This window comes from Rhodococcus sp. MPR-R1B, assembly GCF_058793255.1.
This window is the reverse complement of record NZ_JBXAFO010000019.1, coordinates 19,513-44,313: the sequence shown is the minus strand read 5'-3', so window position 1 is coordinate 44,313 and position 24,801 is coordinate 19,513. Positions and strand designations below refer to the sequence as shown.

Annotated in this window: 25 protein-coding genes; 8 read left to right on the top strand and 17 right to left on the bottom strand. The window is 60.8% G+C overall.

Features of this window, described 5'->3' with window-relative positions; all coding sequences use genetic code 11:
• The gene (locus tag AC1Q61_RS23345) at positions 1–1,680 is read right to left on the bottom strand and encodes a TnsB C-terminal domain-containing protein (protein ID WP_006898165.1); all 1,680 of its coding nucleotides are present in this window, start codon (positions 1,678–1,680) and stop codon (positions 1–3) included.
• A 347-nt stretch (positions 1,681–2,027) separates the two neighbouring features.
• Here AC1Q61_RS23345 and AC1Q61_RS23340 point away from each other — a divergent pair, with 347 nt between their 5' ends.
• The gene (locus AC1Q61_RS23340) at positions 2,028–2,354 is read left to right on the top strand and encodes a hypothetical protein (protein WP_475845837.1); all 327 of its coding nucleotides are present in this window, start codon (positions 2,028–2,030) and stop codon (positions 2,352–2,354) included.
• A 42-nt stretch (positions 2,355–2,396) separates the two neighbouring features.
• On the opposite strand, the gene AC1Q61_RS23335 is transcribed toward AC1Q61_RS23340, so the two are convergent.
• From AC1Q61_RS23335 to AC1Q61_RS23310, 6 genes are all read right to left on the bottom strand, one after another.
• Positions 2,397–3,116 (bottom strand): YwaF family protein, encoded by a 720-nt coding sequence (locus tag AC1Q61_RS23335; RefSeq protein ID WP_475845835.1) that lies wholly within the window; start codon positions 3,114–3,116, stop codon positions 2,397–2,399.
• Positions 3,117–3,204: 88 nt separating this feature from the next.
• On the bottom strand, positions 3,205–3,624 hold the full coding sequence (locus AC1Q61_RS23330; RefSeq protein WP_475845833.1) for a QcrA and Rieske domain-containing protein: 420 nt from the start codon (positions 3,622–3,624) through the stop codon (positions 3,205–3,207).
• Complete coding sequence (locus AC1Q61_RS23325) at positions 3,621–4,883, bottom strand: ZIP family metal transporter (RefSeq protein ID WP_021334393.1); 1,263 nt, start codon at positions 4,881–4,883, stop codon at positions 3,621–3,623. Before AC1Q61_RS23325 ends, AC1Q61_RS23330 begins: the two co-directional genes overlap by 4 nt.
• Complete coding sequence (locus tag AC1Q61_RS23320) at positions 4,880–5,947, bottom strand: multicopper oxidase domain-containing protein (protein ID WP_003944615.1); 1,068 nt, start codon at positions 5,945–5,947, stop codon at positions 4,880–4,882. The genes AC1Q61_RS23325 and AC1Q61_RS23320 overlap by 4 nt, the downstream gene beginning before the upstream one ends.
• Positions 5,948–6,187: 240 nt before the next feature.
• Entirely contained in the window at positions 6,188–6,715 is a 528-nt protein-coding gene (gene lspA, locus AC1Q61_RS23315; protein WP_208722143.1) for a signal peptidase II, read from the bottom strand.
• Positions 6,712–7,632, bottom strand: a complete 921-nt coding sequence (locus tag AC1Q61_RS23310) for a cation diffusion facilitator family transporter (protein ID WP_003944635.1) — start codon at positions 7,630–7,632, stop codon at positions 6,712–6,714. The genes lspA and AC1Q61_RS23310 overlap by 4 nt, the downstream gene beginning before the upstream one ends.
• A 179-nt stretch (positions 7,633–7,811) precedes the next feature.
• On the opposite strand from AC1Q61_RS23310, the gene AC1Q61_RS23305 reads away from it, so the two are divergent.
• The 5 genes from AC1Q61_RS23305 to ctaD all read left to right on the top strand — a co-directional run bounded on the left by AC1Q61_RS23305 (position 7,812) and on the right by ctaD (position 13,970).
• Entirely contained in the window at positions 7,812–9,743 is a 1,932-nt protein-coding gene (locus tag AC1Q61_RS23305) for a bifunctional copper resistance protein CopD/cytochrome c oxidase assembly protein (protein WP_064113082.1), read from the top strand.
• Positions 9,744–9,882: 139 nt separating this feature from the next.
• Positions 9,883–10,761 carry a M23 family metallopeptidase gene (locus tag AC1Q61_RS23300; protein ID WP_234552570.1) on the top strand — a complete coding sequence of 293 codons (879 nt, stop codon included), beginning with the start codon at positions 9,883–9,885 and terminating at the stop codon, positions 10,759–10,761.
• 32 nt (positions 10,762–10,793) lie between these two features.
• Positions 10,794–11,153: a BlaI/MecI/CopY family transcriptional regulator gene (locus AC1Q61_RS23295; protein ID WP_003944627.1), complete on the top strand. Its 360-nt coding sequence runs from the start codon at positions 10,794–10,796 to the stop codon at positions 11,151–11,153.
• Entirely contained in the window at positions 11,154–12,104 is a 951-nt protein-coding gene (locus AC1Q61_RS23290) for a M56 family metallopeptidase (RefSeq protein WP_475845828.1), read from the top strand.
• Between the two features lie 117 nt (positions 12,105–12,221).
• Complete coding sequence (gene ctaD, locus AC1Q61_RS23285; RefSeq protein ID WP_475845826.1) at positions 12,222–13,970, top strand: aa3-type cytochrome oxidase subunit I; 1,749 nt, start codon at positions 12,222–12,224, stop codon at positions 13,968–13,970.
• Positions 13,971–14,671: 701 nt separating this feature from the next.
• Here the strand turns inward: ctaD and AC1Q61_RS23280 are convergent.
• The 3 genes from AC1Q61_RS23280 to AC1Q61_RS23270 form a co-directional block, all read right to left on the bottom strand.
• Entirely contained in the window at positions 14,672–14,866 is a 195-nt protein-coding gene (locus AC1Q61_RS23280; RefSeq protein ID WP_021334386.1) for an antitoxin, read from the bottom strand.
• A 151-nt stretch (positions 14,867–15,017) separates the two neighbouring features.
• On the bottom strand, positions 15,018–15,680 hold the full coding sequence (locus AC1Q61_RS23275; protein WP_475845825.1) for a vitamin K epoxide reductase family protein: 663 nt from the start codon (positions 15,678–15,680) through the stop codon (positions 15,018–15,020).
• Positions 15,677–16,333, bottom strand: coding sequence for a DsbA family protein (locus AC1Q61_RS23270; protein ID WP_021334384.1), 657 nt, complete (start codon positions 16,331–16,333; stop codon positions 15,677–15,679). Before AC1Q61_RS23270 ends, AC1Q61_RS23275 begins: the two co-directional genes overlap by 4 nt.
• Positions 16,334–16,516: 183 nt before the next feature.
• On the opposite strand from AC1Q61_RS23270, the gene AC1Q61_RS23265 reads away from it, so the two are divergent.
• Together AC1Q61_RS23265 and AC1Q61_RS23260 are read left to right on the top strand one after the other, a co-directional pair.
• The gene (locus AC1Q61_RS23265) at positions 16,517–17,059 is read left to right on the top strand and encodes a copper resistance CopC family protein (RefSeq protein WP_234552571.1); all 543 of its coding nucleotides are present in this window, start codon (positions 16,517–16,519) and stop codon (positions 17,057–17,059) included.
• Positions 17,060–17,099: 40 nt separating this feature from the next.
• Positions 17,100–18,035 (top strand): cytochrome c oxidase assembly protein, encoded by a 936-nt coding sequence (locus tag AC1Q61_RS23260; protein ID WP_021334382.1) that lies wholly within the window; start codon positions 17,100–17,102, stop codon positions 18,033–18,035.
• Positions 18,036–18,091: 56 nt separating this feature from the next.
• Here AC1Q61_RS23260 and AC1Q61_RS23255 read toward each other — a convergent pair whose 3' ends face one another.
• The 7 genes from AC1Q61_RS23255 to AC1Q61_RS23225 are packed head-to-tail and all read right to left on the bottom strand — an operon-like array spanning position 18,092 to position 24,764.
• Positions 18,092–18,796 carry a DUF305 domain-containing protein gene (locus AC1Q61_RS23255; RefSeq protein ID WP_134771760.1) on the bottom strand — a complete coding sequence of 235 codons (705 nt, stop codon included), beginning with the start codon at positions 18,794–18,796 and terminating at the stop codon, positions 18,092–18,094.
• A 31-nt stretch (positions 18,797–18,827) separates the two neighbouring features.
• Positions 18,828–19,628, bottom strand: a complete 801-nt coding sequence (locus AC1Q61_RS23250; RefSeq protein ID WP_475845822.1) for a thioredoxin-like domain-containing protein — start codon at positions 19,626–19,628, stop codon at positions 18,828–18,830.
• 46 nt (positions 19,629–19,674) lie between these two features.
• A complete protein-coding gene (gene lnt / locus AC1Q61_RS23245; protein WP_475845821.1) occupies positions 19,675–21,291 on the bottom strand; it encodes an apolipoprotein N-acyltransferase in 1,617 nt (538 codons plus the stop codon).
• Positions 21,288–22,919 (bottom strand): cytochrome c biogenesis protein ResB, encoded by a 1,632-nt coding sequence (gene resB / locus AC1Q61_RS23240; protein WP_475845819.1) that lies wholly within the window; start codon positions 22,917–22,919, stop codon positions 21,288–21,290. Before resB ends, lnt begins: the two co-directional genes overlap by 4 nt.
• Complete coding sequence (locus AC1Q61_RS23235; protein WP_475845817.1) at positions 22,916–23,722, bottom strand: cytochrome c biogenesis CcdA family protein; 807 nt, start codon at positions 23,720–23,722, stop codon at positions 22,916–22,918. The genes resB and AC1Q61_RS23235 overlap by 4 nt, the downstream gene beginning before the upstream one ends.
• A complete protein-coding gene (locus tag AC1Q61_RS23230) occupies positions 23,719–24,363 on the bottom strand; it encodes a TlpA disulfide reductase family protein (protein ID WP_475845815.1) in 645 nt (214 codons plus the stop codon). Before AC1Q61_RS23230 ends, AC1Q61_RS23235 begins: the two co-directional genes overlap by 4 nt.
• Positions 24,360–24,764: a TlpA family protein disulfide reductase gene (locus AC1Q61_RS23225; RefSeq protein ID WP_475845813.1), complete on the bottom strand. Its 405-nt coding sequence runs from the start codon at positions 24,762–24,764 to the stop codon at positions 24,360–24,362. Before AC1Q61_RS23225 ends, AC1Q61_RS23230 begins: the two co-directional genes overlap by 4 nt.
• Positions 24,765–24,801: the final 37 nt, after the last annotated feature.

Here is a 24,801-nt window from a genome sequence, read left to right as displayed (position 1 = left end):
TCACCATTCCTCGATGTCGCTGAAGACCGGCGTTGCGGTGCCGCCGTCCGCTCGAGGCTCCTCCGGCGGGTGAATCGCCGGGATCGGTGCAGACGCGACGCCGGTGAGATGCATACGGCGGGCACGGTTGCGCCGGGCTTTGCGGGTAGCTTTCTGCGAGCGGTCGGTGACCTCGCGCATCTGCTCGATCATCGAAAACAGTGCGCTCTCATCGACGTTCGACCGACCTTGTTCGCGGAGACGAGTGATAGCAGCTCTGTGCTCCCACAGTGTCACCGCGGGATGTGACATCGTCCGATACGGCACCTCGACATAGCCGGCACCCTCTGGTTCGAGGACCCAGATTCTGCTCAAATCGCGTGGGTCACGTCGTATCACGAACCGCCCCAAATCCTCTCGCCGCGCAACCCACGGTTTGAGCGCGTTCGAGAAGTAGTGCACGTGATCGAGAACGAAGCCCGTGCGCGTCAGACGTCGCCGGATGACGGGAAGAAAGTCCACCAGGAACGCGGTTTCGCCGAGCACCACACGAGGGGCATGACCAACTGCGGCGACCGCGCCGGCCCACACGGCGGCCGGAGTGTTCCCGATCCCTGTGTGAACGCTCGCGTGATACGAGGCTATGGCCAGGACCAGCCAGCGCTCCAACTCACGCAATGTCAACGCCGCGTGCTTGTCCGAGTCGTAACTTCCTCGGTCCGCGGGGTTCGAGAAGGTGGTCCCAGGCAGCTCGTGCACCGCCGTCATCGCCGTTCCGATGATGCGTTCGACGATCCCGCCGTAGTGCGGTCGGCCCGGAGGACGGTATTCGAGTGTGATCGCGTGCTGGGCGCATCCGCGACGCAGCGCTTCGCTTTTGAACTCGGAGGCGTTGTCGAGATACAACTGTTTCGGCTTCCCTGCCATCGGCCAGTGCACCTGCTCCGCGAACTCGCATGCCTCCAGCCATGTCTGTTTCTCGCAGCACACGCGGCCCAGGCACAACCCGACCGATATCGACGACGGCGGCTCCAGAGTGACGACGAACCCAAGTACGGAACGGCTGAAGACATCGATGGCGATCGTCAGGTAGGGGCGGCCGATCGGTTGCCGCTCGTACTCGTCAACGACCATCAGATCGACGACGGTGTGGTCGATCTGGACCTGATCGAGAATCCCCGACACCGTCGGTGGACTGTCGCCGGCGGACTGACGTGGGCGGGCGGCATCGGGTCCTCCGCGTGACCTGGCCACCGATGCCGGATGGAGCGCGGCGATACGCGCGGTGACGGTATTTCTGGCCGGCACAGGCAGACCCGCGCGGTGGCACGCCAACGCGATACGTCGATGCAGCGCAGCGACACTGAGCTTCTGACGGTGAAGAAAATATCGGGTGAGATGATCGCCGATCACGTCCTCGACCTCGGCCGTTACTCGGCTGCGGCCACGCCCACCCGACGAGACCTTCGTCAGAAGATCGGTGACTGTCCCCGTCCCGTTCCTGAGCCTGCCGACCAACGTGTAGACCTGCCGCCTGGACAATCCCAACCGCTGCGCGGCATCGTCGACCGCTTCCGAACGCACCGGATGCATCTCCAGCAAGGGAGCCAGGACAGCGAAACGGGTCTCGGCCTGGGACCACCGCTCCCCCGACGCGGTCAGCACACCGGTCTCCACGACGTCGAGCTTGTCAGGGTCCATCACAAGCCTCCCTGTCACCGAGAGCCGAACGTGCGACCGTGCACCGCACTTCTGACATCAGGATGTCAGAAGACCACTGCACTCACCCTCGAAACACCTGCAAAGAGTGCAGCCGTCTTCTGAAATTGACATCAATCTCACGCAGAAGCCCGTTTGTGATCGTCCGGTATGACGATGGTCAAAACGCACACCCAAACCCGCAGGAAGCCGATCAGGCGGTTTCCGGAGAACTCATCGGGATCGAACTACTCGGCCAGTCGAACTAGGAGAAGATGGGGCCGGCGCGACCAGAATGACACCACCGACGAAGGGCAAGATGGGCAAACTGGGTTCTTATCAGGACATCGGTGACCGCAGCCAAGCAAGCGGGCAGCGTTGAGAGTCTCATCAAGATGATCGAGAAACCGGCTGTATCGAAGGCCGCGCCTGCCATCTACGCGAAAGGCCTCGGCACGAGTGCCGCGCTCGCCAGCGCGAATGCCGTGCTCGCCAGCGCGAATGCCGTGCTCGCGGTCAGCGGTGTAGGTGCGGGCAAGAAGTACTTGGACCAGCAGAAGGCCGACCAAAAAGCTGCCGAGAAAGCAAAGACGCAGCTGGCCTCGGAGATCGCAGTGCCAGCTGGAGAGGTTGGGTCTCGCGGCCAGGGCGGGACTCTGTGCAGATTGTTGTTGTGAAAGCAGTCCAGTACCAGGGGCGCGGAGGTCGAGCGGGGGCGGCTAGTCCATAGGTTGATCCGCGGCATCCTTGTCGAGACTCCCGTCTCTCTCCCACGGCCACGTCATCAGAGCCCAGATGACGAATACGATCGTCATCCCAGAAAACAGGTACACCGGCCACGGACCCATCAGATCCAGCAGCGATGCGGTGGAAGGTTTGGCGTTGAGAAAGCCGTAGTTGGTATCGGCGACGCGATTGAAGATGAAAGTGACTATCGCCCATGTGAGCGTGACCAGCACCGCGAGGCGGTAGCTGCGCCATGTAGGTCGCATTCTCCGGCCCCACGTGAGATAGATCGCGGCCCAGACGACAAACAGGTGAATCGCCCAGAAGGCAAGAAACTCGTAACCGGGGAAGTCTGGCCCGGCCAGAGCCGGTGAAATCAACGCCTGCGTACTCAATACAAGCCCCCAGTAGTAGGTGAGGGCGAACGGCCAATGTCGGTGCGACCACAATGCGTAGATCGCGGACACTGTCGCGAGATCGGTGAGTTGTAAGGGTACGGATCCTCCTAGCGTGGGCGAGGACAGCGAGTAGAGCACCGCCGAGCCGTATATCACCGCCAGTATTCCGCCGAGGACGCGGCTGAGGTGGCGAGCTTGCACCTCGGTCTGTCTACGTCCCGCCCAGATCAGAAACACAGAACCCACGACAAACAGAGCGATGACGGCCCAATGCGATAGGCCGTACGCCGAAAACTCGGGTTGCGCAGAGTACACATCTCTCACTTCCTCGGCGCCGCCGAACGCACTGCTCCGTGACAACCTTCGCAGATGGCTGTTCCAGTTCGGAAGTGCCGTTCTCCGGTTAGTTGACGATGATCGTGTCCCCAGTGAGAGAAAGGGGGTAACTGTGTAGGGACTTCTGAGCAGGTCTTTGCACGACCGAGCCATCGACGATGGAGTATCGGCTGCCATGACATGGGCAGTTGATCGTTCCATCGCTGACCTCGGAGACTACGCATCCCTGGTGGGTACATACCGCAGAGAAGGCTTGGAACACGCCTTCCTGCGGCTGGGTTATCACGACTTGCTCGTCCGCCAGAATGACTCCGCCGCCGACAGGAACCGCTGATATCGGAACCTCGGCACTGCCCAGGGTTACGCCGGGTGCCTTGCTGTTGTTCTGGGTGCTACATCCGGCGACGGCGAGACAAGTTGTTGCGCAGGCTGTGAGGAGGACCGTTCGGCGCCCGACCTTGATGTCGGATGGATCGATCGTGCTCATGCGGGGACCACCAAACCAGTGAGAAACATCAGGAGTATTCCGACGCCGACGCCGACGAGGACCATCGGATCCAGGTCCGAGCGGCCTTGTGTGCGCAGGGACGGTGCAATTTGGATGACGACTTGAATGATTGCCCCGACGCCGACTCCGAGCAGCAACGCAGATACTTCACGGTTGTCGACGCCCGCCCCGATAACAGCACCGAGGATTGCCGGCGCACCCGCGATCAATCCCAACCCCAACAAGGTCAGCAGGGGGGTGCGTCGCCGAGCCAACGGTGCGATGATCGCGAGCCCCTCTGTTGTGTTGTGCAGGGTGAATCCGATAACGAGGAACGCGCCGAGCGCAAGCTCACCTACCGCATACGCGGATCCGATCGCGAGGCCTTCTCCGAGATTGTGCAATCCGATGCCGATGGAAATCATCAGTGCCAGTCTGAGTTCGGATGCGCCTGTCGTACCGGCTGGGCGTCTTCCGCGCAGGTATCGGTCGATGCACGTGAGCGTCAGGAAGGCGATCGCCGCGCCGAGAACGACGAGAGTGCCGCCGCCGAAGGCTCCGCTCGAGGCTGCTGCCAGTTTGAACCCCTCGCTCGTGCCGTCGAAGATCAAAAAGGCGAGCAGACCGACCGTGACGGCCAGCACGAATCTGACTGCCCTGACGCCGGCGCCCCGCATCACAGGCAGCAAGAGCATCCCGAGCAGGACCGGGATGACTCCGACGTATGTGCCCAAGAGAGCCATCAAGCCGAAGAACGCCACTCCCGGGGCGGGAGTTGCTACGGCAGCGGGAATTTCGTGTTCGATGACCAACCCTGTGGAGGTGAGCATCGAGACGAGGTACGGCTGTCCGGTGATCCACGGGTAGTCGAGGGTGATCGTCTGGGACTCGAGTCTGCCGATGGGATCTGCAGCTCCTACCAAATCGACGAATGTGTCGTTCACGGCAACTTGCGCGACGGTCACCGCGTCGGGGCCGGTGTTGCGTAGCGTCAACGTGATTCGGCCTGGTTCGAGGGCAGTTCGTTCGACGGAGATGTTCTCGATCGGTGGGCCGGTGCGTTCGGGGAGACTTTGTCCTGCGAGCATTGCCAGCGCAGTCAGGGCGATGACGATGATCGCGAGCACTGCGGCGCCTCGGAGCCAAAGGCCGGTGCGCGATGCGTCGCTTTGAGCGGACCCTGTCTGCGCGGAACCCGCAGCGCCAAGGGAATTCTCATGAGTGCTCGTCGGAGAGGGAGGATCAGGGGTGCCGGTCATTCGGTCACCTCGAAGAATCCCATCCAGCCCAGATCTGCGAATTCGGTTTTGTGGGCGTGGAACATGTACTTGCCCAGGTAGGGAAAGCGCAGTTCGCATATTCCGCGCTGACCTTGGGCCTGGATGATCGTGTCCGTGAATTCGCTGGGCTCGAGGCGTGTTCCGGTCGGGTAGTAGTCGAAGAAGTTTCCGTGTAGGTGGAAGCTGTTGATCGGGTCGTATTCGAGGATGTTGACCAGGTAGATGCGAACCAGTTCGTCTCGTTTCACCTGTACAGGTTCGTGCATGTAATGGAACGGGATGCCGTTGACGGCGTAGAGCTGGTTTCCTTGCCCGTCGAATGTGGTGTTGTAGCCGTGCATCACCATCACCATTTCGTCGGCCGCAGGGCGCCCCTGAGCTGGATCGACGATGAACGTGCCGTACATGCCGCGGGCGATGTGCTCTGCCAGTGGATTGACGTGGCAGTGATAGAGATGCAATCCGAAAGGGATGGCATCGAATTCGTAAGTGAATGATTCGCCCGGCTCGATGATTCCCCGCCCCACCCCGGGAATTCCGTCCATTTCAGCGGGATGGATTCCGTGAAAGTGCATCGTGTGTGGGTGCGCGGAGCCGTTGACGAACTTCACTCGGAGCCGGTCTCCCTCACTGCATCTCAACGCGGGACCCGGAATGCGGGAGTTGAAGGTCCACGCCGGAAAATAGACTCCTGGTGCTACCTCGATCTCTTCGTCGGCTGCGAAGATCTCCCACTCGCGTAGCGTTCGACCGTCAGGCAATTCGGAGGTCGTCCCGTAGTCGAAGTCCCGCAGCAGTGCCGTGGGATGAAACCCGTTGGCAGTGTGGTTCACCTGCTGACCGGCCCGAAAGGTCGCGCCGCTCGTGCCGCCGTGACGGACTCCGCCGTCTCCGTCAGGTGCGGCGGTACTCGGGTTGGTGTTTCCGGGATGCTCGGTAGGCGATGCGCCCGCAACTCTTCCTGCGTTCATCATGAGTCCGGCTGATCCGGCGAGCGCCCCACCGATCAACAATTGTCGCCGCGACGGTGCGCTCATGGCCACCCGACCGAAGCATCGACATTCCTGACAGTCACGAGAGTCACACCTCAAAGTTTGTCATGCCAAACTTTATTTTCATAGACACCAAACTATCCGAACGCATTCGACCGAAAACAGGCGGACCACGCGAATTTTCGACGAGTGGGGGCGTCGTGGTTTCGCCACCTCGAACCGCAGAAGTTCGCAGAGATGGACTGCTTCCCTGCTGACAGCGCTCCGCCTCCCTCCTCGCTCCGAGTCAGGTCACACGGATTGCGGACGCTGAATCTCACGTTCGGACCCGCGCGAGGATTCGACCAGCAGCGACACGACGACCAGGATGAATCCACAGGTGAGGTAGGTATCGGCAAGATTGAAGGTGGGCCACCAGCCGGTGTGGAAGTAGTCGGTGACCTTCCCGTCGAGGGCTCGGTCGACCACGTTGGAGGCAGCTCCGGCGACAATCAGAGCGAAACCGATCACAGCCACCCCACGACTTTGCGGGACACTCCGCCAGGCGTATACGGCGATTCCCATGGTGGCGAGGCCGGTAAAGGCGATGATGACGGCACTCGGCAGCTGATTACCCAGACTGAAGGCGACACCACTGTTGTATGCCAGCCTCAAACTGACGACGCCCAGATCCATCTCGTTGACCCCGGACAGGTGCTTCCGCGCAACGGGCTCAATCGTCAGGGCGACGACGACCGAAACGAGTACCGTCGTAGCGAAGAGAATTCGTTTCTTGTGATGGGCGGATTTGTCGTTCGTGGTCACCTCGTTGGTACTCACCACGGAAGCTCCTGGCAACGCCCGTCACCCGCGGCGGGTTCTACCTGCAGGGTCGCGTGAACGAGATTGAACTGGGTGGCCAACAGATCCTGGGCAGCAGCGAGAACCTTGGTCGGATCGGACTCCTCGTCGATCGTCAGATGCGCCGACGCAACTTCCATGCCCGATGTGAGCGTCCAGATGTGAAGGTCGTGGGCGTCCTTGACCCCGGGGATCCCCTGCAAGGCTTGCGTCACCTCGGTGATGCTCACGCCGGCGGGGGCGTGCTGGAGCAGGATCCGCAGGGCATGGCGGCCGAGATTGTAGGCACGCGGTAGGACGAACAAGCCGATCGCAACACCGATCACCGGATCCGCGTACCGCCATCCGAAGATCAGTGTGACCAATCCGCTGATCAGGACTCCAACGGACCCGAGCATGTCAGCCATGACCTCGAGATAGGCGCCCCGGACGTTGATGCTTTCCTTCGCCCCGCTGCGAAGCAGCAAGAATGCCGCGATGTTCATCACGAGGCCGACGACAGCGACGATGCTCACCGGGAGTCCAGGGACCTCAGGCGGATCGGAAAGTCGACCGAGAGCTTCGTAGAGAACCCATCCGGCGACACCGAACAGGAGTAGGGCATTGAACAAGGCAGCGAACACCTCCGCCCGGTACATACCGAACGTGCGATCCGGGCGCGATCGCGCTCTTTGCGCAAGCAAGATAGCGGTCAATGCCATGAGGATGCCGAACACATCGGTGAAGACGTGTGCGGAGTCGGAGAGCAGGGCGAGCGATGACGTGGACAACCCCACGATGACTTGCGTGACGAACGTGACCAGACCGAGCCCGACGGCTATCCATAATTTGCGGACATGTTTACCCGATGCACTCGCAGCTTGTTCCGCAACGCCGTGCCCATGGCCGTGACCCATCTCGATATGCCCTTCTCGCCTATGACTGGAGCGTCGTATTCTCATATGCGCATATTTGCCAACGAGAGAGTTTCAGTAAACCCTGGCTGAAGCACCCATGCAACTATCCGTCATAGTATTTTGGTCCGGAGCACCGATCGCGCGGGCGAGATCCACAATGCTGAGAGGTCCACCCGCAAATGATCGAAACCGAACCGTCCGGCGCCGATACCCTCGTCGTCGGACGACCCATACGGAAAGTATTGGGATGGGGTGTCATAGCTGCAATCACTGCGGCGGCATTGGCGCGCGCATCAACTTCCGAGGCGCTGCGATTGCTCGGACTTCCAGATCCGGGGCCCTTGACGATTTACGGACTCCCGGCGGTGATGGCGTTCGGCGAGGTTGCCGCCGTGATGACCGTAGGCAGTCTACTTTTGGCTGCCGTTCTCGTTCCGCCTCAAGCCTCAGGTGTACTCGATGTCGACGGATATCTGGCGCTACGAACCGCAAGCGTCGCCGCCGCTATCTGGGCGGTATGCGCGGCGCTGCTCGTTCCACTCACCCTCTCGGACAGTTCAGGCCAACCTCTCTCCGTCGTGTTCGCCGATCCAGGGCTGTTCGCTCGCGCGATTTCGGACATCGATGTCACAACTGCATGGGCATGGACCGCAGGGCTCGCACTCGTGCTCGCGATTGCGTGTCGTCTGACCCTGCGATATTCGTGGACACCGTTACTTCTCGCATTCGCTTTGTTCAGCCTGCTCCCCAGGGCATTGTCGGGTCACTCCTCTTCGGGTGGATCCCACGACATCGCCACGAACAGTTTGGTTCTGCATATCCTCGCGGCGTCGATTTGGATGGGAGGAATAGCGGCTCTCGTGTTGCATGCCCGCAGAAAGGGGAGCTATCTCGACTTCGCCGCGCGCCGCTTCTCGGCCGTGGCACTCATGGCGTTCGTCGTCATAGCGATCAGCGGTGTGGTCAACGCTGCCGTGCGGGTGCCGCTCACCGCGGTGTGGAGTAGCACCTACGGTGTCTTGATTCTTGCCAAAGTCGCCGCCTTGGTCCTCACCGGACTGGCAGGTTGGCGCCAACGGAAAATCGCGATCGCCGAACTGACGAAGGATCCTAGCGACGGTCGCACCTTCATTCGTCTGGCAGTGGTGGAGTCGGTGGTTCTCGCAGTAACCGTCGGTATCGCCGTCGCCCTGGGCCGCACGCCGCCCCCGGCGCCCACGGAGCGACAGGATCCGAGCAGAGTCGAGGAGGTGCTCGGGTATGCGCTCGATGGCGTACCGACTGCGGGCCGCTTGCTCGTCGACTGGCGATTCGATCTCATTTTCGGAACTCTCGCCGTGGTGTTGGCTGCGTGCTACGTCGTCGGCGTTTTTCGCCTCCGACAGCAGGGCGTGCAGTGGTCGACGTTCCGATCGGTCAGCTGGGCTCTGGGGTGCCTGGTGTTGCTTGTCGCAACATCATCGGGAGTGGGTAGGTATGCACCTGCAGTGATGAGTATGCATATGGCGGCAACGTCCGCCGTGGCGGTCCTTGCTCCACTCTGTCTGGTCCTGGGCGCCCCGTTCACGCTGTTCAGGCTCTCCGTTCGGCGATCGTCCGGAGATGCGCCGGGGCTGAGGGAATGGGCGCAAAGCGTGTACAGAGGCTCCTGGTTCCGATTCATGTCCCAGCCCTATGTGATCGCTGTGATTTTCGCCGGAGCCCTGCCTCTCCTTTACCTGGGGGGGATGTACAGCGCTGTCGCCGGCTCGCACGTCCCCCATCTGGTGATCAACGGAACCCTGCTGATCTGCGGTTTCATGTTCTTCTGGGTCATGGTCGGCGTCGATCCCTTGCCGAGGCGAGCGAGCGCCGCGATCAGGACGACCCTGCTCCTGGCGGCGTTCTTGGCCTACGGGGGCCTCGCAGCAGCACTGATCGCCACTGACACGGTGATTGCCGATCAGTACTTCGCGTCGTTGCAGCGCGGCTGGCTCGACGACTTCTCGCGAGATCAACGGTTCGGTGCCGGACTGATAATCGCGATCGGAGCAGTGCCCCTGGCAATCGCGACAGGGTTTCTCCTCACCGCGTGCTGCTCGCCGAGATGCCACCGCGCGGCACATGAGTAGGAGAAGGTGCATTCGCAGCGGGGCGGTCTGTCGAGATTTTGAATTTTGTCAACGCTCGCCCAAAAACTATGCGAAATAGTAGTACGCTGTCTGGGACCGTCACCATTCTGTGACCTTCCGCGACGCAAGGAATGCGATCTTGGCCCGACACCGCAAGCCCGACACCGACGATCTCGACTGCCCACTTCGGGAAAGTTATCTTTTCGGCACGCCACACAGCGATCGAGACCTGCCAGTCGACACGATGTATATCTCCACCGCATCTGCAGTCGACCGGGAATCCGTCGCTGGAAGCGTTCAGGCGCGACGCGGCGGCGCTCATCGCCGACAGTCCCGCAGTCGTCCTGGTGGACGGGCTTTGGTTCTCTCTGTCGCCACCGGCGCTTTGCTTGCCGCCGGCACATCCGCCTCACATGCATCGACGGGGAGCGTCAGTGCTCCCGTCGAGCTCGACCAACAACCGCTGGCACCTCTCGACCAGGCACTGGCATCGGCTCCGGAAATTCTCCAGGTTCCCAAACTGGCCGACCTGGGGAGGCTGGCCGAACAGTTGGCTCGAGGCACCGAACGCGACACCGATCGCGCGTCGAGAGAGGCAGCTGCACGCCAACCGCTGACGATGGCTCCTGTCAGCGGAACATTGACGTCGAACTACGGGCCGCGTTGGGGGTCGACTCATTACGGGTTGGACATTGCCAATGAGATTGGTACACCTATCGTGTCCGTGACCGACGGTACGGTACTCGAGTCCGGACCTGCGTCGGGTTTCGGACTGTGGGTCCGTATCCTGCAGGATGACGGGACAATCGGGGTCTTCGGACACATCAACGAGACTCTGGTAACCGCGGGTCAAAAGGTGCGTGCCGGAGAATTGATTGCGACGGTAGGAAACAGAGGACAATCAACAGGGCCACATCTGCATTACGAGGTGTGGCAGGCAGACGGCCAGAAGGTCGATCCCATGGCATGGTTGGACGCGCGTGGGGTACAGATCCAGCCTCCGGCCATCAGTGACTGACGCAATCGACGATTTTCGAAGGGGGAAGGAAGATGAAGAGGCTCGGCGGGCTCGAATCCGAAGTGATGGATCTCCTGTGGGATGCAGAAGAGCCGCAGTCTGTGCGGGATCTGGTCGACCGCTTCGAGGGCGGCGCCCCGAAGGCATACACCACGATCTTGACCGTCGTGACGCACCTTCACGAAAAAGGGTGGGTACAGAGGGAAAAACGAAGCCGCGCGTACATCTATTCGCCATCGCGTAGCCGCGATGAAGCGACCTCACTGGCCATGCGTGAATTACTCGACAACAGCAATGACTCTGTTTCAGCGCTTCTGCACTTCGCGCAAAACGTCTCGGATGACGAATACGAGGCACTGCGGCGAGCACTGGATCACGGCAAGGTTCGGTAGATGACTCTCGCCGCAGTCCTCTTTCTCGGGGCCGTGCTCATCGGAGCGTTCATGCCCAAGGTTTTGCGGCGTTTCGAATCGACCACTCTGGCTCCTGCAGCGATTCTCGCGGCATGGATCGGCAGTATCGTGGGTCTGGGATTCCTTGCCGTATCGGCAGTAGTGATCCTTCTGTGGCCGAGCCATGCACCAGCGGAAGGACTCTCCGAGGCCCTTGTGCGATGCTTCACTGCCTTCCAGCACGCGATGGCTCCCTGGATCGGGGAAGCGCTCGCTGTCGGCGGAGTTGCGGTTACCGCGCTCATCGCCGCTCGGAGCCTGTTCTTGGCTCATCAGCAACATAAGGGCCGAGCGAAGGTCCGCGACTACCACCGTGATGTCGTATCGATCATCGCCCGCGCAGATCCGGCATCGGATGATGTTCTCTGGCTTGATCATCCGATGCCGATGGCCTACAGCGTCGCTGGACGGCCGGGATTCGTCGTAGCGACCAAAGGTCTCTCCGATTGCTTGACCGCCTCCGAGCGCGAAGCGGTGATCGCGCACGAGCGGGCACACTTGCGAGGGCAGCATCACCGGATCATCAATGTGTGCGAAGTCTTCGCGAAGGCGCTGCCGGTGATCCCGCTGTTCAAAGCGGCTCCCGCTGCGGTGCGGCGGCTGGTCGAGCTCGCTGCCGATGATCGGGCCGCACAGGCCACCAGCCCCGATGCCGTCAGGTCGGCGTTGCGCGTGGTGGCGACGTCGCCGCTACCTCAGCCGGTGTGGACTCTCGGGCTCGGTGACGACGAGATCTCGGTGCGCTTGGTCAGGCTGCAGGCCGATTCCCGGATTCGCGGCACCAAACTGGTCTGCATCTCTGCTGCGATGCTCCCGATGATCGTTCCCGTCATCGCCGCGTTGACCACCATGGTCGTCTTCTCTGCGTCCGCTCATGCCCTCGTGACCTGACGGCAGTCGGAAAGGGTGGCCGAGGCGCCACCCGGACCCAAAAACTATGCAACGTAGTATTTGGGTTATGCTTCTGTCGCACACTCTATTTGCGTCTCGACAGGAAGCGGGCTGACTATGACCGCAATTGCATCACCCCCGATCCCCGCCCGGCCGTACCCCGCGCGACGGGCGCCGAAGGGATCGGTGCTGCGGAACCTTGTGACGACGACCGATCACAAGACGCTCGGCTTGATGTATTTGGTGACTTCGTTCGCGTTCTTCCTCATCGGCGGGCTCATGGCGCTGATCATGCGCAGCGAACTGGCGATTCCGGGCATGCAATTCCTGTCGAACGAGCAGTACAACCAACTCTTCACCATGCACGGCACGATCATGCTGCTGCTGTACGCGACGCCGGTGGTGTTCGGATTCGCCAATTTCGTTCTCCCCCTGCAGATCGGTGCGCCGGATGTCGCCTTCCCGCGACTGAACGCGTTCAGCTACTGGCTCTACCTTTTCGGTGCTCTCATCGCTACGGGCGGGTTCGTCACTCCCGGAGGTGCCGCAGATTTCGGCTGGACGGCCTACACGCCTCTGAGTTCGGCAGTCAGCTCACCTGGGGTCGGTGCGGATCTGTGGATTGTGGGGCTTCTCGTCTCCGGTCTCGGCACGATTCTCGGCGCGGTCAACATGATCACCACCATTGTCTGCTTACGCGCTCCCGGTATGACGATGTTCCGCATGCCGATCTTCACGTGGAACATCTTCATCACCTCTGTCTTGATTCTGTTGGCCTTCCCGCTGTTGACCGCCGCACTCTTCGCACTGCTTTACGACCGTCGCCTCGGTGGCAACATCTTCGACCCCGCGAATGGCGGAGTCCTGCTGTGGCAGCACCTGTTCTGGTTCTTCGGCCACCCCGAGGTCTACATCATCGCGCTGCCCTTCTTCGGTATCGTCTCGGAGATATTTCCGGTCTTCAGCCGCAAACCGATCTTCGGCTACAGCGGCCTGGTCTACGCGACGCTCGGTATCGCGGCGCTGTCGATCGCAGTGTGGGCGCATCACATGTACGCGACGGGCGCGGTTCTCCTGCCGTACTTCTCGTTCATGACGTTCCTGATCGCCGTGCCGACGGGTGTGAAGATCTTCAACTGGATCGGCACGATGTGGAAGGGACACCTGACGTTCGAGTCACCGATGCTGTTCTCTCTCGGATTCTTGATCACCTTCCTCTTCGGTGGTCTGTCCGGTGTGCTGCTGGCGAGCCCTCCGCTGGATTTTCAGGTCACGGATACTTACTTCGTGGTCGCCCACTTCCACTACGTGGTTTTCGGTACGGTCGTGTTCGCGACGTACGCCGGTATCTACTTCTGGTTCCCGAAGATGACCGGTCGCATGATGGACGAGCGCCTTGGCAAGTGGCACTTCTGGACCACGTTCGTCGGCTTTCACATGACGTTCCTCGTTCAGCACTGGCTCGGTGCCGAGGGTATGCCGCGTCGTTACGCCGACTACCTACCCGCGGACGGGTTCACCACACTCAATACAGTCTCGACCATCGGTTCCTTCATTCTCGGAGCCTCCACTCTCCCGTTCATCTGGAACGTCTTCAAGAGCTACCGATTCGGCGAAGTGGTCACTGTCGACGATCCGTGGGGCTACGGAAACTCGCTGGAGTGGGCAACGACCTGCCCGCCGCCGCGTCACAACTTCACCGAGTTGCCGCGCATCCGCAGCGAGCGTCCGGCCTTCGAGTTGCACTACCCGCACATGGTTGCTCGGATGCGGGCAGAAGCACACGTCGGGGCCGGGCATCGATCGGAGTCGAGTTCACCGGGATCGGAAAAGTCGCTGACTGCATCCACGTCCGACAGTGACTAAGAGAAAGGAATTTGGTTCCGTTCGAGGACCTAGAACAAGACGATGTCAGCACGAACAATGCCCGTGGTCAGTGTCCCGGCAACAGATACCGCCGCCGCACTTCTCGCCGATTGGTTGATTCGAGATGCACTGCCGACTGCTCTCGACGGCGGAGCGGCGCACCATGCAAGCGGCTGGTTGCGGACTTTGCCCCCGATATCTCATCGCCACATCCGACATCCCCGAAAGCTGCGGGTTCACGCCCGTCGAGTAAGTGAAACGATCGCTGCAATCGAACATCAACTCCGGACCGAAGCAATTTTCGTGGACTCAGCGCACGCTTTCTCTAGACCCATCACGGCCCTTCCTGATCCCGTGTTGAACGCCGCAGCCAGTATCGGAGGCACAATGATGGATATCGGGAGTTCCGCGGCGGCATTGGCGAATCGCGCGCTCCTTCTCGTTCCCGTGACCATCGAGTCGGCAGAAGCGGCGATATCAACTCAAACGAGGGTAACCGATTCCTATTGCGCCCTGCTTACGCGGCTGTGGCACAGCGATTTTCACGCAAGTATCGTCATTCCTCCGCAGGTCGAGCACTGAGCCCATCTTGCTTCGGTGTGTTGCTATGAGGGGCACCGAAGCAAGATGGGCTCATCGGCGTCTGTTCTTGCCCGAGCGGATTCGCAACCGAAACGCAAACGGTCGGCACGACAGGGCGGCTACTGCTGCTTCGGCGGGATCGTTCTCTTGGCCGCAAGCGCGGCCCTCTGGATCTGACTGGTCAGCTTTCCACCCGTCCTGGCTTCGGCAGAAGCGGCGGTTTTGTCGATCGCGCCTTCGATCTTGTCGGCGTTCTTCGAAGCAGCCTCCTTGCCCTTGTTGACCAGAGTCTTCACTGCACCCATGAGTTTCATATTCGTTTCCTACGCCTAGCCGCCATCGCATCTGCTCGGGACAACCACGGAACTAAAAACTAAGCTCCATAGTAGTTGAAGATTGGTTCGTTCTGCGAAGCAGGCAACTGCCGGGGAGGCGGGCTGGCATCGGCAAGCTTTCCTCGTGCTCTCAGGCCAACGTCGACCAGTAGTCCCAGAACGCGCTGACGATCAGGCTCGCGACGGACAGGATCCAGATGGTCGGTATGAGTGAGTGATTTCCGGCGCCGAGGGCAACGATGTTCTTGACGGTTCGTGAAGAGGCCGACAGGCTACGAGCGCCCAGATGCAAAGTGGCGTACCAGAGGGCTGTCATCGTCACCACCCACACCACCATGCAGTACGGGCACAACGCCTGGATTCTGTACAGGCTTTGGAAAATCAGCCAGTGAACCAGCACTGCGCCTGCGAACAATCCGATGACGAGACAGCGCCAATACCATCGAGGCAGTGCCTTTGCCTCGATGAGTGTCACGATTCCCGTGGTCAGCAGGACAGTGAATGCGACCACGCCGAGGATCGAATTCGGAAAACCGAAGAGCGACGCCTGCGGAGAACTCATCACCGATCCACAGCTGAGGACAGGGTTGATGCTGCAGGACGGGCGATACGAGGGATCTGCGAGAAGCTGAAACTTCTCGATGGTCAGTATCAGAGACGCAGCCAGGCCGAGAGCGCCGCCACCTGCGAGAATCCATCCGACGACATAGGGGGAACACACTTTCGGAGACGATCCGACAGTCGGAGGTGTACCGGTATCGACGTGGGCACCGCGCGCTCCCGTTGATGTCATTGGGCCAGCGCAGCGTCGATACGAGCGGTGAGATCGTCATATGTCGGCATTGATGGCAACTGGACGCCGTTGAGGAACAGCGTCGGGGTGCCTTGTACTCCCAGGTCGATACCTTCGTTGAAGTCCCCTTTGACACGCTCTGCGACTGCGGGATCATTCATATCTGCCTCGAAGGAGGCCATGTCGAGTCCCAGATCCTGGGCGAACGTACGAAAGAGGGCTTCTTGAGACTCCGACGACTCGCCCCACTGGGTCTGCGTGTCGTACATCCGCTGGTACATCTCCACGAACTTCCCTTGCCGAGACGATGCTTCGACGACTCGCGCAGCGAGTCCACTGTTCGTGTGGCTGGGAATGGGAAAGTACCGTACACCGAAGGTAATGCGGTCAGCGTACTCAGCACGTATCCGCTCCATCGTCGGATACATCGCCAGACATGCCTCGCACTCGAAGTCGAGGAACTCGACCAGCACCACGTCGTTGTCCGGCGCAGTGGACAGCAGATGTGTGTCGTCGCGGAGAACCGATGCCTCCGAGACGCCGGCGCTGGTGCCCTCCGTCCCTCTGCGGTTACCGAGCAACAGCGCGCCGAGGACGACAGCGAAGACAGCTACCAGGGCTATCGAGAATTTCGCATTGGTGGTCAACTTCATGGATCCGCCTACCTGGTAGGTGCTTGTCGATGTGCGCAGCCTTCCGACCGCCACACACCCTGACTACTATGCAACATAGTAGTCGGAGGTATTGTCTCAACGAGGTGCCGGTGCGCATCGATCGCCGTACTCCGCCACTCGATGGTGTGAGCCGAGTAGGAGGAACAGATTTTGAGGCGTGCAATGGTTGTGCTGCTGGTGGCTGCGGGGTGTGCGCTCATCGGCGCAGGCACCGCGCAAGCCCACAGTGCACTGGTCGGATCGACTCCGTCCGCCGACGCGGTTCTCGACACTGCGCCGAGTTCGGTGGAATTGGTTTTCAACCAGGAAATTCAGACGAGTTTCGCGAACGTGACCGTCAGTGCGGCCGACGGGATGCAGGTCGGAGCCGGGGAGCCGTCGGTACAGGGAGAGCGAGTTTCTCTCGCGACGACCGGTCAGATACCTTCCGGTACCTACACCGTTGGATATCGGGTGATCTCCGAGGACGGACACCCGATCACGGGGTCGTACTCCTTCACCTTGAACGCGGCGACGAACAATGCAGCGCCGTCTCCTGCAGGTGCAACGCCTCCGGTAACTATTGCGCCCTCGGCGGCAACCGGCGATGCCGACTCCGACGACGGATCTCCACTGTTGTTGCCGATTCTCGGTGGCGCAGTGGCAATTCTGTTCGTAATCGGGATGATCATCGTCCTGCGCGGAGACAAGCGTTCGAAGCGCTGAGCTTCGCGCCACGGTAGAGCGGGGAGGGACAACGTAGGCGATGGACTGGATACGTTTGCCCGAGGCAGCGCCTTCGTTCGGAGCTCTGGTGGGATGGGCTCCGCAGCCACTGCCCGTTCTACCGCTGATCGGAGTCCTACTGGCAGCGTGGTACTGCTGGGGTGTTTGTCGGGTGAAGTCTTCCGGTCGGGTGTGGCCGTGGACGAGGACCGCCAGCTTTCTCTTCGGCTGTGTGTTGCTGATCCTGGTGACGGGCCTCGCCATCGAGGGCTACGGGTACGAACTGTTCAGTATCTGGATGTTCCAGCATTTGACCTTGTCGATGGCGATTCCGCCACTGCTGGTTCTCGGCAGTCCGGGTCTGCTGCTGCTGCGGTCCACGCCTCATGCAGGTTGGGGAATTCCGATCCTCACGCTTGCATTGACGGCGCTCAGAAGCCGAACCGCGAAGATTCTGCTGCACCCCGGTGTCACGATTCCGCTGTTCTTGTTCAGCTACTACGGCATCTATCTCTCTCCGATGTTCGACCTGGTGGCATCGTCCTGGGCCGGCCACACAGGCCTGGAGGTCTTCTTCCTGGCCACTGGAGTGTTGTTCATCGTTCCGGTTCTCTCATCTGGTCCGTTGCCCGTCAAGCAAAGCAACCTGGGGCGATGTTTCGACCTTTTCGTCGAAATGCCTCTCCACGTTTTCATCGGCGTGATCCTGATGATGGCGACCTCACCGCTTCTGAGTACCTTCAGCAATCCGCCGACGTCTTGGAACGTGGATCTGATGGCTGATCAACAAATGGCGGGGGCCTTGGCGTGGTCGTACGGAGAACCGGTCGCGTTGATCATCATGGTGGTTTTCGCGATGAGGTGGAACCGCGACGAGTCCCGCACCAACGCCGTCGTCGACAAAAAGGCCGCCAGGGACGGTGACGTCGACCTCGATGCCTACAACGAATTCCTCAAAACTCTTCCACGTCGGTGAATATCGCAGAAGCCGGTACGACGGTTCGGCGGATGCGAAGGTGCCGGAGGAGAGTGTCAGTTCATCGGGATCGGTTGGGCGCCTCGCATTGCGAGCAGTTCTCGCAATGCGGTCGATTCGGCTTGCTGTGTGGCGGCGATCTGTCGAGCAAGATTTGTCACGACGGGGAGATCGGCATTGTCGGCGGCGTATTGGGCCATCGGAATTCCCCCTTGATGGTGGCGCAACAGCAATTGCAGATAGCGAATTTCGAATGCCGGCCCTGTCAGCGCGCGTAGTTCCGCGAGTTCGGCAGGAGAAGCCATGCCGGGCATCACAGCTGACGAATTTGTGCCGGAATCATTTTGTCCGGTGCTCATGCCGGGCATCGAGTGATCCATCGCCGAGGTAGTCGAGGGCATCCACTCCATGTATTCGCCCGTGCCCCGGGCCGGTCGATCCCAGAGGGACAGCCACCCCTGCATCATTCCTATCTGACTTTGCTGAGTAGTGACGACGTCGTAGGCGAGCGTACGGATAGCAGGGTCGGCTGTGTTCGTCAGTGCGAGGGATGACATCTCGACCGCTTGCCCGTGGTGAACGGACATGTCCTGCGCGAAGCCGACCTCTACTGCGCCGACGGCTGGGGCGCTCTCCGAGGTGTTTTCGATTCGTCCCTTTGCCCACAGTCCGATGACGATTCCGACCAACAGGGCGATGACAACACCGAGAACCAACGCTGTGGGCCTCGTGTCACGGCGTTTGCCCGATGAATCGGACATCGACTCGGACTCAATGGGTACCGGAGCGTGTTCAACCATTGCTGCGTTCTCCCGTGATCGCGGGCATCGGTGTGGCCGTTGCCCCGGGGAGACCAGTTGCTGACTGCTCCGATGCTGCGGGAATCGCATCAGGGCCTGGCGGAGATGCGTCGAAGGGGGAAGGAGCCTTCGGGTCGAATCCGCCGGGGACGGTTGCACAGCTGGCCCCGACCTCTGGATGGGTGTTCGGGTTCTGTTTGAGGGAAGTGACGAACTTTGCGATACGGGGGTCGTCGACGCTGTCGACTTTGAGTTGGTGCCCCCACGATTGAATAGAAACAGGTGAATCGATGCCGGGGAACGGTGACATCAGAGAATACGGTTCACCATCTACTTGGGAGGCAAGGGCATCGACGTCGGACGAGTTCAAGGAGTCAGGATCGTAGGACACCCAAACCGCGCCGTGCTCGAGTGAATGCACCGCATTCTCTGTGCGAATCGGCTCCGGGTAGACGATGCCTGTGCACGTTGCCCAGTACTGATCATGCGCTCCGCCCAAAGGCGGAGTTTGATCGTATGCCACACGCTGAGGCGCTTGGATATGATTGGCGGCAGCATATTCGATTTCGGTCACCCCCTCGATCGACTTCGACGGGTCCGGGTTGTCCGCGCTCGGAGCGTATTTTTGCGCTTCGGTTCTCTCGATGGCTTTGGGCACCATGTTGTAGGCGATGACCGAGACCAGGCCGGCGATAATCAGGACTGCTATCGATATCGACCACGGAAAACTTCGGCCACCAGGCACCCCACCGCCGCGGGGGAGAGGTGTGTTCTTCTTGCGGTTCTTCGACATTGGCGGACTCGTTCCCTAGTGCGTTGGCACCGACACTGAATTACTATCAATCATAGTAATTCATGGTTTTGTTCCTTCTGCCGAGACAGAAGCGGTACGCGCCCCCGAAGAGAGGTGCGGTGGCGAGGGAAAGGACGATCACTGCCAGGGCGATCTCGGGAACCGCGCCCAGACGTGTTGCCGGTGTGAGATCGGAACGCAGGGCGACCTCGTCGGTCAGTGCCTGTGCTGTGAAGATCTCGCTCTGTTGGCGTACTTCCCCCGTCGGCGTGATGATCGCACTGACACCGCTGGTCGCGGCGATCAACACACTGCGGCCGTGTTCGACCGCCCGCACCCGCGACATGGCCAACTGCTGAAAGGTCATCTCGGTCCGGCCGAAGGTCGCATTGTTGGTGGGAACCGCGATGACGGTGGCTCCCGCCTGGACCGACTCGGTCACCAGATCGTCGAAGGCCACCTCGTAACACGTGGCAACAGCTACCTGAACTCCGTTGAGGCCGACGACACCGTTCCCATTCCCGGCAACGAAATTGCCCGCAGAATCGGCATATGACGACACCGCACTAACGATCGATCGGAGCGGCAGGTACTCCCCGAAGGGCACAAGCTGCCGCTTGATGTGTTGCTGCCCAGGGCCATCCGTGGGATCCCACACCATGACACTGTTGACCGAAGTACCCGCCTCACCTACGAGAACCGTACCGACCAGGATCGGGGCCCCGATCGAACGGGCTGCTCGGTCCAGTCGATCCGCAGCATCCCGATTCACCAAAGGATCTATATCCGAAGCATTTTCGGGCCAGATCACCAGTCGGGGCCGGGCTACGCGGCCGGTCACGACATCAGCTGCGAGCTGCTCGGTGCGGGCAACATGATTGTCGAGCACCGCTCGGCGTTGGGCGTTGAAATCGAGGCCGAGTCGCGGCACGTTGCCCTGAACGACGGTCGCAGTGACGACCTCGTCAGGGGCGGCACCTGGAGAACCGGTCACCAATGCACTCACAAAGATGAGGACGATGCAAGCGCCACCTTTCGCCAATGCTTGCCATCGAACAGTCAAGGGCCCGGCCAGTGACCAGGCGATGAGTGTTCCGATCAGTGCAGTCACGAAGGAAAGACCTGGCGCCCCCGCGATCGAAGCCAACGGCAGCAGCGGACTGTCAGCCTGCCCGAAGGCCAAACGCCCCCACGGGAAACCGCCGAACGGAACTCGGCTACGAAGTGCTTCTGCGGTGACCCATGCACCCGCAATCCACACCGGGGAAAGCGGAGCGCGACCGACGGCCACCGCCAGTACGCCGAACACGCCGAACGCGAGCGCTTCAATCGCCGCCAACGCCAACCAAGGCGTTGCACCTACGTACGCTCCGACCCACGGCAGCAAGGGAACGAAGAATCCCAGTCCCGCGGCATAGCCGAATCCGAAACCCGCACGGAGACTGCGCCCCTGGAGAACGGCGGTCAGCAGGGCGATGGCTACAGGGGCGAGAAACCACAGCGTGCGCGGCGGAAAGCTGAGAAACAGCAGCCACCCAGCGCCCACCGAAAGCGCGAGAGGCAAAGCGATCCCACCGCGGTGCCGTTTGGGGCGACCACTCTTCAGACATGCATCTAGTTCACCGTCGGCAGTGATTGCACGGTCGACCGAAAGGACCCTCACAGGCCCGCTCTCGTAGAAGGAGAACTGTGCTGGTCCGCCAACAATTTCTCACAGAGATCGTCGAATTCGCCGCCCCATCCGGCGTGGTCGGTCCGCGCCAGTCCACCGAGTTCGAGATCGACCTGCTCCGGTCCCGTCCCCGGGCGTAGGCGGATCCACACCCGCCGCCTCCTGATCACGAGCGAGATCAACAGTCCGAGCATCATCGTGATCGCAAAGACGAGAACCCACTGTTGCACAGGGTCGTACGACACCTGCAGATTGGCGAATTCCTTGGCCCCGTCGAACCGAACCTGTGTTCCATCGGTGAGAGTCCGCGTCTCTCCCGGGCGAAGGTTCACACGATCTTGTTTGACCAGCCTTCCTTGGTTGATCATTTCCTTGTTCAACGTGAAGATCGATTGCGGGATGCCGGTATCCAGACCCGTATCGCCCTTGTAGATGTCGATCGCGACCGCAGGGTCACGCGCGTCGGGAAACGACGAAGTCAGGAGCGTCCCGCTGAAGGCCGCGGTCGGTGCGAAGAGTCCCTCGATGGCGATCTGATTCTTCCGGCGCTCGTTCGGATCAGGGAACGAACCGCCGGGTGGATCGAACCGCAACGCCCCACTGCTCAGGAACGTCACCGCGTCGTCCGGTTGAAACTGCATTGTCTCGGTACGGGATTGTCCATCGGGGAATGTGACCGTGAACTGCGGCGCGTACCCGTGGCCGGTCAGATAGACGCGGGCGCCATCGGTACGCAACGGTTCGTTGACCCGAAGGCGATAGTCCTTCCATGTATTGGTCGCGATGTCCTGCCCGCTCTGGTACGAGATGTTCGAGGTGAACATTTCGGCCTGACCGGTATCGAGATAGTCCGCGGAGAAGTCGTTGACCTTGATGCAGAACGGTGCGAGACCCGTTCCATCAGTTGCACTTCCAGCCCGAAACGAGTCGTACACGGCGGGTGACGTGTTGCAGAATCCAGGGCCGCCGTCGGCAATGACGATGACCGAACCCTCATACCCGACCAGCTTGCCAATGGCGACGGTGACGAGCAATCCGATCAGCGAGAAGTGGAACACCAGATTCCCTGCTTCTCGCAGATACCCCTTTTCCGCGGAAACCGTTACCTCGGAATCTTTTTCGGGCCTGATCGCTACCCGCCAGCCCTTGAGCGACTGCCGCACTCTGGTGAAGGCCTCGTCATGCGAGATATCTAGAACGCCGCGAAAATGGTGAGGCAACCTGGACAGATTCCGAGGCGCTCGCACAGGTTGGCTCCGAAGCGCGCCGAGATGCGCCTGTAAGCGTGGAATCAGACAGCCGATGAGAGAGAGAAACAGCAGGACATAGATCGCAGTGAACCAGAAGCTGGAAAAGACGTCGAACAACTCCAGCTTGTCGAACAACGGGCCAAGGGTTGGTTGGGCCGCGATGTACTGGGACACTTTTTGTACGTTGAGATTTCGCTGAGGCAACATAGCTCCGGGAAGTGCTGCGAGCGCCAAGAGGAACAGAAGCACGAGCGCGGTACTCATCGATGTCAACCTGCGCCAATTCTGGCGCAGTAGCCGAATGCTTTCTCGGATCATCAGTCTCGGGAGGCGACGGATGCGAGCTCCCGCGGTGGCGTTATCGGTCATATCGGTAACACGACCGAACTGACGAATTCGTTGCGCAACCAGCCGATGAACACGCCCCATACGCCGGTGACCAGGGCCAGGCCGACAACGACGAGCATTATTCCGCCGATGATCTGAATCGTCCGTGAATGGCGTTTGAGCCATCCGACACCGCGGAGCGCTTTTGCGGACCCGAATGCCAGCACGATAAACGGCAGTCCCAATCCCAGACAGTAGGCGACGATCAGTATCACCCCACGCGCTGCTGTGGTGCCTTGAGTTCCGGCCGCAACCGAAATAACCCCGGCGAGAGTGGGCCCGAGACACGGTGTCCAACCCAACGCGAACACACCCCCCAACAAGGGTGCGCCGGCAAGGGAGGAGATGCGCCGTGGGGCGAACCGTGCGTCTTTCTGCAGGGCAGGAATGAAGCCGATGAACGTCAACCCCATCACGATGGTGATCACACCACCCACGCGTTGGAGCAGTTCTTCGTTGATGCGCAGGGTGCCGATCACCCCGAATACCGACGCCGTGGCGAGAACGAACACCACCGTGAATCCCGCAACGAACATCGTGGCCGCCCCTGTCACCCGCCATCTGCCTGCGGGTTGTGCATTCTCGCCACCAGGGGTCACCGCCGGAGAATCAGCTCCGGAAATGCCGGCCAGATATGACAGGTATCCGGGAACCAGTGGCACCACGCACGGCGATGCGAAAGACACCAGACCGGCCAGAATGCACGCTGCCACGGCGAGCAGCAACGGACCGCTCGAGGCGGCGGTCTGGAAGCTGGACCCGACGCCTTGGGCGAGTTCGTTCACTGTTCGGCCGCCACACGCTCGATGACAGGTTGCAGATCCTCGGTGAGAAGTGCGCGAAGGAATACGGCGGCGACGCGCTGCTGTCGATCCAACACCAGCGTGGAGGGAATCACGCTTGTCGGGTAGTTTCCGCCGAGTGCTGTCAATGTTCTCATCGACGGGTCGTAGATCGAGGGGTAGCTCACGTTGTTGTCGACGACGAAGTCCTGGGCCTTGTCACGCTGAGGATCTCGAACATTGATCCCGAGAAACTGAACACCGAGACCTTTGGTCGCTTCGTACGCGCGCTCGAGATCATCGGCCTCGGACCGGCACGGGGCGCACCATTGCCCCCACAGATTGATCACGACGACCTGACCTGCGTAATCAGTCAGTGAAATGTCGCTACCGTCGGTCATGAGGTCAGGTCCGGCCAATACGCCGATCATGTTTCGCGACTCGGGTGGGTCGTACAAAATATCGGTTTGCCCTCCCGGTGAGACGAAATCGAAATTCGCACCCGAAGCGACTGCGTCGGTGCCGGTCGCGCACCCGCTCGCGGCGACGACGATCGCGGTGAGAATGGCGACGAGTGAGAGGGCGCGGGTGGGTGTTCCGAGTGCACGTTGTCTCGGTCTTCGAGGGAGCGTGGGGGCGGTCATTTCATCAACTCACTTACAGCGGAGCGTATTTGGTCAGTGTTCTCGAAAACCATGGGGGTTGTAACCTGGTCGACGGACCCGTCACGTTGGACGAGAAAGCTCAGAGGTAGAACTGGCGGCGCCGACAGCGCAATTCCGATGTCGTCGACGGCGGCGAACGAGGGATAGCGCACGCCTATGTCCGTGAGAAGTGCCAGTGCTGCTGACATGTCGTCCTGGACGTTGATTCCGACTATGCGGATGGCGCCCGGAGTACCTGCATAGTCATTCAGTACCGGGATTTCCGATCGGCACGGCCCACACCACGAGGCCCAGAGGTTGATCAAGGTAGGTTCCCCGGACAACGCTGCACCGAGGTCGACTTCGGTGCTCTCGCCAAGACACCTCGCTTTGATTCCCAAGAGTTCTCCGTTTACGGGCGGTAGTGCCGGGGCCGCA